Here is a 13,423-nt window from a genome sequence, read left to right on the forward strand (position 1 = left end):
CGTATGTATTTCCTCTTAAATAGTCTTAACCAGATGCAACAAAATGGAGGTCTGTATGATTTTTAACACCCCGTTATTTTTCTGGTTTTTTTGTATTTTCATCTTATTTTATGGCTTTGTGTTTTTAAAACAAACCCCCAAACTTTATTGTCTTCTTATTAGCAGTTTAGTTTTTTACGGCGCATGGAATTATAGCTTCATCCCTTTGCTCGTTGGTAGCGGTATTGCCGACTACTTCATTGCCCAAGCTATGGCTAATTCGCTTGACAAAAAAAATAAAAAACGCTGGCTAATGCTTTCAGTGACCATTAATTTGGGCATTTTAGCGGTCTTCAAATATGCTGATTTTGCCATCGAATCTGTCGCTGCACTCTTATCCAGTATTGGCTACAACGCATCATTGGAAACACTGTCATGGGTGCTCCCTGTTGGTATTTCTTTCTATACTTTCCAAAGCTTAAGTTACACTATTGATGTGTATCGAGGGGACTTAAAACCGCGTAAAGGCTTAGTTGAGTTCATCGCTGCTTTATCATTTTTTCCACAACTCGTTGCAGGTCCAATCCTCAGAGCTAAGCATATCTTGCCACAAATGCACAAAATTTCTCTGCCCAAATGGGGCGAAGCAAAGCATGGTTTTTTGCTCATCACTGTTGGCTTAATTAAAAAAACTGGGGCTGACATTCTCGCAATCCCCGCAGACAAAGCATTTGCTGCCCAGGAATCTTTAAGCACACTAGAGATGTGGACCGGAGTACTTGCCTTTGCGGGGCAGATTTACGGTGACTTCTCAGGCTATACCGATATGGCAATTGGCCTTGCCATCTTACTCGGTTTTAACGTCCCCCTTAATTTTAGGGTGCCTTACTTTGCCCTTTCGCCTGTGGATTTTTGGCGACGCTGGCATATTTCGTTATCAAGTTGGCTCAAAGATTACTTATATATTTCTCTGGGTGGTAACCGATATAACCAACGCACTCGCAATATATTTATCACCATGTTGCTTGGTGGTTTATGGCATGGAGCAGCGTGGACTTTCGTGGCATGGGGCGCATTTCATGGCGCAATTATTACCTTAACCCATTACTTAGCCAGCCAACCTTTATTCACTCGCTTTAATCACAGTAATCGGTTAACGACTCGTTTGGTTAAATGGGCCGTCACTTTTTACTTAATTCTACTTGGTTGGGTATTTTTTAGGGCGCCTGATATGCACAGTGCTGTAACCATTATTGGTAATTTACACACCATCGGTAGTGCAACGGAACTTGGCGCACATGCGTGGCTTATTTTCGCACTAACCGCGGTATGGGTTTTACTGGTTCATGTTATGGACCACTATGTTATTAAATCAGCTAACAAATTAGAGAACAAGAACGGGCTATTTTGGTTTGTTATCATTGTGGGTCAAGCCCTGTGTTTATTAATAGGAGAACCGAGTAATGAATTTATCTACTTCCAATTCTGATCAAGATAACTCAAACATCGGCACCCCCGTACAAAGCCGACGTGTTTTTATGAAAATAACCTTAGCTATCACGTTAGTTATGGTAACAGCTATGGGGTTAGTACGCGTATTACTGGATGCTAACGGCGCAAATCAACAAGGAATTTTAGGCCGAGTATTACAGGCAAAAGCAGCCCTTCCAAACATTATTGCCGAGCCAAATGATCTCGTTATGTTTTATGGCTCCTCTATGGTAAGAGCTGGCTTCTCGCCCCGAAAGTTTGACCGTGATTTAAAAAATATGGGGAAAAACATCACTTCTTTTAATTTTGGCTTTGGCGGCTTAAACCCCTATTACCAAGATTTACTTTCAAGACGTATTGCTGAACAATTTGTCACTAAAAATAGGCAATTAAAACTGGCACTCATTGAGTTTAACCCCTTTCAAGCTACGACTACTCGATGGGATCGAGCTCAATTTACTGTTGACTCCTACATTACAATGCTGGCCAACAATGATGAACTATGGCGCATATTACGTGAGGACCTAACTCGTGGGGTGCATTTATACAACATTAAGTATATTCGTAATCATGTCTCTGCTGAGATGATCACCAGCTACTATGCGCGAGAAATATTTCCACCATATAGAAGAGATGTTTTTCAAGATAATGAGAAAGTTACCCTAGAACGTCGCAAATTAGGTCGTGAGTTAAATACATTATTTAAGAAAGAATATCCTAATTACCAAGGTGAAGAGTGGTATTACCCCTGGCAAGGCGCTGGCACTATTCCTGAAGAGCGTGCAGCCCACACTCTTGAAGTATTTGATAAGTATTATGCAGTTACACAAACTGACGCCCAGATGAAAAATGACCGGCTCAGTCGTATTCGTACCACTGACATTGAAGACATGCATTTTGAGCCGCGCTTAATTACAAGCTTTATTAACATTGTGAAAAACTTTCAGCGTTTTTCAAATACTGTTGAGGTGGTCATGCTGCCAAAAAACAGTCGTTATATTACTTATTCGGCAGCAGGCAAACAACGCTTAGTTCAAGCAATTCAGCAAATAGAACAGGCTACTGGTATTACAATCAAAAATCATCAAGATATTAACGCGGTCACACCTGATATGTTCAGAGACACCACACACCTATCCCGTTACCGTGGTGATATTGCCTATACAGACTTTTTAGTGAAGGAATATGCCAAGAGTCTATAATCTAATTAAAAAGAGACTCACTCAAGTGAGTCAGTCTCTTAGCCGCCTTTAAAATACCTTTCCCATGAGCGAAGGTAATAGCCCTCATTTATTTATCTGTGTTTGTTAAACCATCACAAATCATGACTGATCGTAGTACTTCTATTATTTACCGTAAAAATTCAATTCATATATATTACAATGATAAATGCTTGAGGCTATCAGTACTGAACTCCAATTTACTGCCTTTAAATATTTTAAATCTATCTGAAAAAAATCGTACATGCCCTTTTTTTCTTTCGATAAATAAAGGTACTTCTATGCCTAAACAAGACACTGCATCAGCAAATTGTTTTCGAGCTCGATGGATTTGGATATTGACATGATTCTCACCCATGCCGAGATCTCTCGATAACCTTTCAATTGACACCCATCCTTGTAAAATGCCTTTTTTCTCCATATCCGCCTTATACCTTACAAGTAAAGCTGATAAATAATGGTGACTGCGAACATCCAAATCAATAACCTCTTCATCACAGTATACTTTGAGTTCTGTCATTTCTTCATCTTGGCTTATTTGAAAAACAAAACTCAAACTTTTCCCTGACTCATCACTTATATCAACGGTCTCTTCGGTGCTCCTATTAACTATTTGCAACAATTGCCAACTCGTACTACCAATGTTGAGCTGCTCACCATCCCTGATTGGCCGACTTTGCATATCAGCAATATTTTCACACCACCATTGCTTAGCGACATTATCATAATAAATAACAACATCGGGGCTCTCTTGTGACGGTAATAGATGATATTGGTGTAAAAACAACTCTTCATCTACTGTATTCGTTTGCTCAATTTCATCGTAAAACGGAATTAAAACATCCTGTGGGCTGCTTAAATTTGCGACCTTAAACGTCGCGCCGGAAACATTGGCTAAACAGACTGTATCATTGAGTTGCAATTGCTGTGGTTGCTTAGAGTTAATCTTGAGATCATTTATCCATACGCCATTCTTACTCACATCTCGAATCCACCACTTTTCATCAAGCCATTCAATAATCGCATGCATTCTTGATATCTCAGGATGATCTACACAGCTATCAACTGACTGATGCAGCCGGCCTATACAGTGAAATGCTTTTAAATACAGCTTAGTACTATCCAGATTTGATAACAAATACGCCATAGCCCCCCCTTTGAAAATAGAAAGTATTCAATAAAAAAAAACAAAGCCTTATCATTTAAATTGATCTTAACAAGCTGCCAGCCAACATCACAATAATACAATCATAACTTGGAAATTAAATCTCTAAGCCATACTCAAAACTCTGAAAATATCAATAGAGGCGTCGGTTACACCAAATGTCACACTGCTCGTTTTGGCGGTCGAGGATATTATTACCCCAAACCGATAATGTCCATGTGTTTTCGATATTACCAATATGTATTGATATAGATATTGCTTGCACAGTTACGCCTTACCTTACACTCGTATTCAATCCATCATAAATATAATAAGCATGCTAGATAAACATTCGCTCACTATGCCAACTTTAACTTTGATGTGTATTAGCTCACATTCTCACGCAATGTTTTGGAGCTTATGTTCTGACGGTATTAATAGAAGTGCCATGACAATTGAAGAAACACTATCAAATCAACATATGAAATATTTATCTTTCAGCCTATTAGCGGGCAAGCGCTCAAATATGACGGTATACGGTACAAATGGCAAAAACACCATTCAAACCGGCGGCTGTCATGATTTAACTTTTGACGGCAACTCAAGTGACGCCATACCACCTGGCAGTGGCAATGACCGGATATCAAGAGGAATCAAAAATACCCACTGACCAGACGCCCCCGTGCAACACGCGGTAACGCTGCACGTAATAGCAATGACAAAGTATTTAATGCTTGGCAAAGCAACCTCAGTAAAAATATTTCCGACTTGCAGTGATTCGTACGACTCAGGTGCTGTATTCTCAGCTTCCAAATCATAGAGTAGCCCTCAGTCACTATAGCCCGTGTTGTAACTATAAGGCCTTCGATTCAACCGCACTCTATGATATTGGCTTACTCGTATTGACACAAAGCTAACAAATATCGAGCCCTTTGCGTATTTAAGATGGACAATATTTAAAAAGTCTCCACTACCCCACTATTTCATTACTGATGATTTCATTTGCAACGTTAACAGGTCAACATACTCAAACCTACTCCACTTTTTTTGCTAAATAAAATCCAAAAACGTCTCAAGTAAAGTCTTACCTACTTTAACCTCTCCGTAATGAAAAAATATAATAAATAAAATCAATACATTGAAAGTCTATTAAATTAAAGGGTCTTATCCAATTTATTTGGGCGTCAATGCTTTATCTTTTCGTTAAATTTATTCCGGTGTTAACGAGAATACGTTTTCACATCGATACAACATGGCCTCATTAACTGAGCGAATAAGCATAATTGATGAGTACTTTCTAAAGGAACGACAGGAATAATAGATATGACTAAGTTTACTAAATATACAGTTTTTGCAGGACTTGCTTTTGCATCACTTAATGCCAGTGCAGATCATTTAACGCCCGATCAGCAAAGCAAATTAGATGCAATTTTAGGCTGTATGTCGCAATCCAATGACACCATCCATATACATGGCTGTAACTTGCAAATTGTAAATGGTTCTGGTGATACCAATACCGGTAACGGTACAGGTAACCTCATTATCGGGTATAACAATGGCGCAACGGCCCCTTCAGCCCCATCACCGCAGGCCAGCGGTTCACATAACCTCATTTTAGGACACGGCCATACTTATACAGGTAACGGCTCATTTATCGCTGGCAGAAACAATTTAGTGTCAAGCGATGCAAGTTTTGCCACTGGAGCGTCGGGCACGATCGATCACGCTCATTACCAGCGAAGCACCATCGCAGGCGGTCTAGGTAACGTCGTTAAAGGCGTACTAAGCGGCATTGCTGGCGGGAATAATAATACAATTTCTGATTTTAGCTCTGCGCATATGGTGATACTAGGTGGCAACCATAATGAGGTAAGAGGTCAATACAGTACTATCTCTGGGGGTGTTCGCAATAAGGTGGTCAATGCATTACAAGCCAATATCCTGGGGGGGGAAGACAATGTTATTACCAAGCAACAAGTGGTGATTGCGGGTGGCCGATTTAACTCAGCGTCAGCAGAAGCAGCTGTTGTACTGGGCGGGCAAAACAATGCAGCTGATGGATTTCAGTCTACCATCGCAGGTGGTGCTGACAGACAAACCACAGAATGGCAAGAATTCAGAGCTGGCCATTTTAACGCAAAAAACTAAACACCGTCACTGACCACATTAAAGGAAAATATCCATGACTAAATTATCAAAATTAGCGGCTGTTATTACACTGTCAACCAGTTCAATGGCCGCCAATGCCGCCCTTACAGAAGCAGAACAAACAGCCCTGATCGACATTCTTTCATGCTTAGACCGAGTTCATAATACCCTGGTTGTCACAGGTTGTGATGTACAAGTCGTCAACGGCTTACATGGTAACAATGAAACGAATAGTAAAGGCAATGTCATTTTAGGCTACAACCGAGCAGATAGCCCTTACGCACAAAAAACTGGCTCTCATAACCTCGTCGTTGGTGATTTTCACCAATACACATCAGTTGGTTCAGTTGTCGCAGGCGATAGCAACAACGCTCTTGCAGAATCAGTGACTGTCGCAGGCCGGTTCAACTCAGCTAAAGGCTTTCACAGCGCCGTTTGGGGAGGAGAATCAAATACCGCAGAAGGCCTCTTCTCTGTCATTTTAGGTGGCCAAGAAAACCACACGCCAGACCTGCATAACTTTGCCGTCATAGCTGGCGGTAAACGAAATACAGCGAGTAATTTCTTCTCAATGGTACTCGGAGGTGAGCAAAACATCGCAACCGGACAAAGCTCTGTCATTTTAGGCGGTACATTAAACAGCACAACTGGGCCAAGCTCTAGCATTACTGGTGGGATAAACAATAAAGCAACAGGCGAACTCAGTGCTATCTTAGGTGGAGAAGCGAACCAAGCTAATGGCTTCACATCGACCATTGGTGGTGGTCTAAAACGCGCAGTTCATGGCCGAGATAACTATCAAGCCGGTTATTTCTTTTCTGAAAAGTAATGCAACGAAATAAATAAAATTTAAGGAAAATACTATGCTCAACCTACATAAAATCGCAGTACTTATTGGCCTCGGCATCACAGCTGGCAGTGTAATGGCTAACTCACATGACCATGGCAATGACCCTATACAAAGCGAGCACGCGTTACGTGCAATTTTACAATGTATGACCAAAGTAGATAACACGCTTGTGATCAATGGATGTAACTTGCATTTAGCCAATGGCAGTAATAAAACACACCAAAAGTCTGATGGCACAAGTTCAGCCAATGGACTAGGTAACCTTATTCTTGGCTATAACGTTATTAATACCTCCACTGGCACCCCTGCATACTCTCATACAGGCTCTCATAACTTAGTTATTGGAGATGGCCATAGTTACCAGTCAACGGGTGCCATTATAGCAGGCGCGAATAACCGAGTAACAAACCGCTCTGCCGTTGTCGCAGGTGTCTTCAATCAAGTCAATGGGATTGCTTCAACAGTGCTGTCAGGTTCATACCATGAAGCACATGGTGACTACAGCACCATTTTTGGTGGCGCAGGTAATACCATTGCCGCAGGCGTGAGCTGGGGCAGTATTTCTGCCGGAGAATCTCATAATGTCGAAGCGCATTTAGCCAGTATTGTTGGAGGTCGTCACAATACCGCAAAAGCGCGCGCTTCGGCTATTAGCGGTGGCCAATTTAATGAAACCTCCGGTGAACTTGCAGTGGTTGTTGGTGGCTCACAGAACAAAGCCACAGCCCGTGCCGCAGTAGTACTTGGTGGCCGAGATAACGAAGCAAACGGTGAACTATCCACTGTCGCTGGCGGCCTAAAGCGCAGTACTACAGGCAAGCACGACTATCGAGCAGGGGCTAATTTCTTCTCTAATCAGTAAATAACGAGCCTCCTAAAAGTGCGTTTAAGCCATACAAGATAGTATGGCTTAAACGGTACTTTTAATTAGCAAACTGCGGACTTTCAATAGCACAACTGTGTTTACGATATTGACTGGGCGTGACACCCGTATGCGCTTTAAATAAGCGGTTGAAATTAGATTTACTATTAAACCCTGCGTCATATGCAACGGCCAAAATTTTACACCTGCTTTTACATAACAGCCGCTTAGCTTCATCAATGCGGTATTGGTTAACAAAATCATAAAAGCTCATTTGTAAGCATATATTAAGCGTTGCAGATACATCGGTGTTATTAATTTTAATATGCTCAGCCAGTTCTGAAAGGCTCAATTGAGGATTCAAAAACAACTTTTCAGATTGCATCGCATAAGTTAATTTTTTCACTAAATCGACGTGCTCCGCACATTTGAACTTTTTTTGAGGGCTGCTTATATCCTCCAACGAAGATAAGCGTTGCACTGTATTAGGTTTCGTTAAGTTAAGGTAAGTGAGAATAAACAGGCCTACGCTCATAGGTATATAACTGGCAAGTGATACCCATTTGCTCAAAGGCACCGGAAACACATTATCGATACACAACATAGCAAAAACAATAACCCAAGTACTCAATTGATATTGGCTCAAGCGACGCAACCAAATTAAGTTTTTGCGAGTCTCTTGCGTAAACATCGGCTGTTTAAGATGTATCAGCGTATACACTGAATAGCCCAAAGCGCACACAACACCAAAACAAAATGGCCATGTAAACATAAATAAGTAAGACGCTGAAATAGGTAATAAATGAAATATGTCGTTATGAGACAGCCGCGTATTGTGAATTAAAGATCTAGCATACAAGTAAAACAAAGGGCCATAAAACGGGTCAAAAGTGAGGTATGACTTATATTGAACGACATTAAAAAAAATCAATGCAACTTGTACAAGTTCTAAGGTAAAAACTAGAATCCACACACTTAATAAGCTGCACGCTTGAGTTTTAGACTTATTTGTTAATAGCAAAAAGCAAAGTAAGCAGCCTAACAATAGGGTTAATACATAAAAGTTACGAGTAATTTCAATAAAAATCTGTAACATTTCAACATTCCTTATTTGACTTTATTACCGTACTAGACCGCCCACCTCAAAATAAATTACATTTCAGCTACAAAAAAACCTCATTTTTATTTCTTAAATACCCATTTCAAATCCAACTCGATACGTTAATGACTAAAAAGAATGTGTTCGCTAGCGTTTAATTGAACTTAAGACAAAGTGAATTGCTATAAAGTGACACGATGGCTTACCCCTCATTAAATGTGAGACGCCAAACGAATTAACTAAGTATAAACCCCAGTAAGTAAGCCTGAACCTGTCACCGCTTCAGCCATGAATCTGATGAGCCCAATGTTGTACGACTTGCAAAACATTGCTTGCATCTATTGGCTTCGTTATATAGTCGTCCATACCGGCGTCTAAGCACTTTTGCTTATCTCCTTGCATGGCGTTTGCGGTCATAGCAATGATTGGAATAGACATATAATAACGACCCGTTTGCCCTTCTCTGATATGCTTTGTCGCTTCATAGCCATCCATTTCAGGCATTTGGCAATCCATCAAAATGACGGTATAAGGGCGAGTATCATTTGACTCCTTGAGTTTACTTAATGCCTCCACCCCATTCTCAGCCACATCGGCTATTAACCCCATATTACTTAACACTCTTAATGCAACAAGCTGGTTGACCTTATTATCTTCGACTAACAGTACGTGAGTCCGCTTAACCCATTCATTATCACTGACAGTCAACTCATCATGAGTTGCTTGTTGTGTGCTCTGGTGCCCATCAGATAAAGTAGCTTTGATCTCTTCATTGGTAATCGCTAAGGTATTAAGTAAATCAAAAGCTGTAGCCGGTTTTGAAAAGACACTATTCACCCCACTTTTCTTTATCTCGTTGGTATCATACTGTTCACCTAACTGAGTCATCATTACCAGCTTTAAATTCGCGTACTTTTCTTCTTTTTTAAGCGCTTTCACCAACAGTTCACCTGTCATGTCAGGCAAGTTGTTATTGAAAAGCACAGTATCGAATTTAGCCAAATCATTAGATATAGAATGTTTATTACACATGTATATGGCATCGGTTGCATTCATTGCTTGAAACACTTTCACTCCCCACTGCTCATACTGTTTGCGAAGCGCATCAATGCTAGAGGCATTTCCATCAACAATAAGTAAGTTTAGGTTTAGGTGCTCATACGATGGGGTTTCTTTCCCTTCAACAGTACTTTTGTTCACCAAGCATGTTATGGTAAAGCAGCTCCCTAGCCCCTCTTCACTTGATGCCGTCACATCTCCATTGAGCAATTGGCACAGCCTTTTTGTGATACTGAGTCCGAGCCCCGTGCCACCATATTTTCTTGTTGTAGATGTATCAACCTGACTAAAAGAATCAAATAACGCGGAAATTTTCGCTTTGGGGATCCCTATTCCAGTATCTCGAATAAGGCATTTAAATACATATTGATCCGCATCATTCGTGGCTTCAAGCTGCGCACTAATGGTAACGTCTCCTTGCTCGGTAAACTTAATCGCATTGCTTAATATGTTAGTGAGAATTTGCCTAATACGACCGGGATCAGAATTAACGTGTTGCGTATGGATATCGGCTAAATCTAGGATGATCTCCACCCCTTTTTTTTGAGCGGGCAAAGCAATTGATTCCGATAGCTGTTCAATGAGCTTTCTTAAATCGAAATCGATGTATTCTAATTCAAGTTTATCTGCTTCGATTTTTGAAAAGTCCAAAATATCATTTATTAAAGTCAATAAGGAGTGTGCACTTGCACTGGCTATATTGACCGAGTGGGCTTGCTCTGAGGTCAATTCAGTGTTCTTTAAAATGTCTAGCATACCCAAAACACCATTCATGGGTGTTCTGATCTCATGGCTCATATTGGCTAAAAACTCTGATTTTAGCTGTGTCGCAGCTTCCGCTTCTTGTAGCGCATCGGCCAAGTCGCGCGCTTGTGTTTCGAGTGATGCCGTCTTTTCTGATACTTGCTCTTCGAGTTGCACAACAAACTGTTTCTGTCGAATAATTTCCGCTTTTTGCAAACGGGTCCGCATGTAAATAACCACAAAAATAATTGACGCAAGTATCAGTGCATATAAACAGTATGCCCACCACGTTAGCCATGGCGGCGGTGACACATACAAGTTAATAGAGAGAATATTTTCTCCCCACTTACCATTACTGTTTGTTGCTTTGACCTGAAATTGATACGAGCCACCATCTAAGTTTGTGAATGAAGCCGTATTTCTATTGCCTATTTCAATCCAATTATCATCATACCCAACCAATTTATAAGCGTATTGATTTTTACTAGGAGAAATAAAGTCGAGCACAGAGAACTCAAAAGAGAAAATATAATCTAGATAAGATATTTCAATGTCAGTTACATAAGAGTATGGCATGCCAAGCTTTGCTGACTGCCCCATTTTACTAAAACCCGTTAGAATCAAGTTAGGCTCACTTTGACTCAACTCAAGGGGTAAGGTACTAAAGTATTCTATTCCCCTCTGACTACTCGTAAATAGCGTATTATCTTTACCCTTAATTAAACTACTAGGGTAATAGTTTAATCCGAGTAAACCATTTTGGCTGTCGAAATTGTCCACATCACCGGTCAGCGGCGCGTACTTAGAAACACCTTTATTCGTGGTTAACCACAAATTACCTTCTTTATCATCAGCAATGGCCCGTATTAATGTGGTTGGTAGCCCATGTTCCGTGCTTATATGGGTAAAACTCTGCGATTGTGGTTGATATAAATTCAGCCCTTTTTGTGTGGCAATCCATATATTACCATCTCGTGACTGATGTATATCTTGGACAATACTGCCCAATAAACTATCTGATTTGTACTTGTTAGTTATGAAAGACTGGAAACGATGACGCTCTTCGAGCCACAAATTGACACCTTCACCGGTACCAACCCACATATTGTGTGCGTTATCTTTGTATATCTCCAAAACTTCCGGGTGTGACAGGCCAAGCCTTTCATCTAAGTGACTAAATTTCTTATTCTTAATATCATAAGTGTAAACACCATTCTTATAGGTACCGATCCAAAGTTTACCGTGTTTATCAACATTCAATGCCCGTATTTCTCGAAACTCTTCATGATGCGGCTCAGTATCAGGGTACGTTAATAACTCTATGTGTTTCGTTGCTAAATCAAATTTAGCCAACCCTTCATCTTGCGCTACCCATAATGTGTGGGCATCACTGAGGTATAAGACTGGTCGCTCTAATAATCGATTTTCGTCAAAGCCATTAAGCGCATGAAAAATTGAAGAAGTAAGTGGTTCTAACTTTTGTGTTGAAGTATGCCATTTAAATAATTCAGATGATGACGTCACTATCAACAAATCACCATTGTCATCCGTTATAATGCCATTAGGTGCAACAAGTTCTGGGCTATTAATAGATTTAAACTTTCGATGTGGTACCAGTTTATATATCCCATGTACTTCATTTGTGATCCAAATTGTTTTCGAATTATCTTCAAAAATCACGCGTAGGCCACTATTGTGCTCAAGATCAAGCTGTTCTATTTTCTGGCTCAAATGTGACAACCTAAACACACCTTTACTCGTCACAAACCAAATGTGCCCTTCATGATCTTCAATCATTGAATTTACTTGACCTAAATGGCTTTCACCCACAACACCAAGTTGTGTAAACTGGCCTACCGTCGGTTCAAAAATAAAAGGGCCTTTTTGTGTACCCACATAAAGTTTCCCATTTGATGCTTTTAATATATGTCTTATTTCATTAGCGCCTGTGGGCGTATTGTTATCTGGATTCGGGAAGAAGTAGTGAAAGGTTTGCGTTGTCTTATTATACAAGTTTAAACCATAACTTGTGGCGACCCATAAGCTATGTACGTCATTATTTTCAATATCCCAGACTCGATTATGTGACAAGCCTAAATTTCCTTGCTGGGCTTTGACGATGTGCTCAAACTGGTTGTTACCCAGGTATCGATTTAACCCTTTATCATAAGAACCTAACCAAATTGAATCGTCTAAGTCATGATACAGTGACTGGATCCGGTTTGCAGATAATGACTCTGGGCGTTTCGGATCATGCAAAAAATTCTCAAACTGCCCCGTTTGTGGATCATATCGATTTGCACCGCCGCCCCAGGTACCAACCCATACATTACCATGTCTATCTTGCATTAAGTTGCCAGCATCATTGTGTGACAATCCATTAGTACTGGTACTATCAAACTCAAACAGGGTGACTTTACGTCCATCATATCGCATCACCCCATTTTCTGCGGTTCCAAACCACAGTAACCCCTGTTGATCTTGAATAATCGAATAAATTTCTGAGGACACAAAGCCATCTTCTGCGGTGAGCTTTTTCACAGAATATTCATTCGCAAGCATGGGGATTTGGCCAAAACAATACGTTGAAGCTATTGTTGTAAGCAATACGATGATGCGGATTAAAGTGAACTGTTTATTCATAAGAAGTTTTTGAAGCCGCCGTAATTCATCACATGAAAAATGAAATGCAAGTAATCTTAGATTAGTTTATATCGTAAACTATTTCTATCCTTAAGATATTAAATTTTATAAAGCTTTTAGGCTAGCTGGTGAACTTGCACTGAACCACGAGTTATTAAACAACTCGCTTGGCACTTGCTTGATT

Annotated in this window: 9 protein-coding genes; 6 read left to right on the forward strand and 3 right to left on the reverse strand. The window is 40.3% G+C overall.

Annotated elements, in window-relative coordinates:
* Positions 1–55 precede the first annotated feature (55 nt).
* Positions 56–1,468 (forward strand): MBOAT family protein, encoded by a 1,413-nt coding sequence (locus tag J8M01_RS19150; RefSeq protein WP_211058980.1) that lies wholly within the window; start codon positions 56–58, stop codon positions 1,466–1,468.
* Positions 1,443–2,672 (forward strand): hypothetical protein, encoded by a 1,230-nt coding sequence (locus J8M01_RS19155; RefSeq protein ID WP_211058981.1) that lies wholly within the window; start codon positions 1,443–1,445, stop codon positions 2,670–2,672. The genes J8M01_RS19150 and J8M01_RS19155 overlap by 26 nt, the downstream gene beginning before the upstream one ends.
* A 175-nt stretch (positions 2,673–2,847) precedes the next feature.
* On the opposite strand, the gene J8M01_RS19160 is transcribed toward J8M01_RS19155, so the two are convergent.
* Positions 2,848–3,837, reverse strand: a complete 990-nt coding sequence (locus J8M01_RS19160) for an FHA domain-containing protein (protein WP_192508227.1) — start codon at positions 3,835–3,837, stop codon at positions 2,848–2,850.
* A 445-nt stretch (positions 3,838–4,282) separates the two neighbouring features.
* Here J8M01_RS19160 and J8M01_RS19165 point away from each other — a divergent pair, with 445 nt between their 5' ends.
* From J8M01_RS19165 to J8M01_RS19180, 4 genes are all read left to right on the forward strand, one after another.
* A complete protein-coding gene (locus J8M01_RS19165) occupies positions 4,283–4,504 on the forward strand; it encodes a hypothetical protein (protein WP_211058982.1) in 222 nt (73 codons plus the stop codon).
* Between the two features lie 653 nt (positions 4,505–5,157).
* Positions 5,158–5,982 (forward strand): hypothetical protein, encoded by an 825-nt coding sequence (locus J8M01_RS19170; RefSeq protein WP_211058983.1) that lies wholly within the window; start codon positions 5,158–5,160, stop codon positions 5,980–5,982.
* 34 nt (positions 5,983–6,016) lie between these two features.
* A complete protein-coding gene (locus tag J8M01_RS19175; RefSeq protein ID WP_210995556.1) occupies positions 6,017–6,811 on the forward strand; it encodes a hypothetical protein in 795 nt (264 codons plus the stop codon).
* A 34-nt stretch (positions 6,812–6,845) separates the two neighbouring features.
* Complete coding sequence (locus J8M01_RS19180) at positions 6,846–7,694, forward strand: hypothetical protein (RefSeq protein WP_211058984.1); 849 nt, start codon at positions 6,846–6,848, stop codon at positions 7,692–7,694.
* Positions 7,695–7,755: 61 nt separating this feature from the next.
* Here the strand turns inward: J8M01_RS19180 and J8M01_RS19185 are convergent, their stop codons facing one another.
* Both J8M01_RS19185 and J8M01_RS19190 read right to left on the reverse strand, forming a co-directional pair.
* A complete protein-coding gene (locus tag J8M01_RS19185) occupies positions 7,756–8,790 on the reverse strand; it encodes an AraC family transcriptional regulator (protein ID WP_211058985.1) in 1,035 nt (344 codons plus the stop codon).
* A gap of 285 nt (positions 8,791–9,075) precedes the next feature.
* Positions 9,076–13,239, reverse strand: a complete 4,164-nt coding sequence (locus J8M01_RS19190; protein WP_211058986.1) for a hybrid sensor histidine kinase/response regulator — start codon at positions 13,237–13,239, stop codon at positions 9,076–9,078.
* Between the last annotated feature and the right edge of the window lie 184 nt (positions 13,240–13,423).

It is taken from the genome of Pseudoalteromonas sp. MMG005 (assembly GCF_018101015.1).
Taxonomy (GTDB): Bacteria; Pseudomonadota; Gammaproteobacteria; order Enterobacterales; family Alteromonadaceae; genus Pseudoalteromonas; species Pseudoalteromonas aurantia.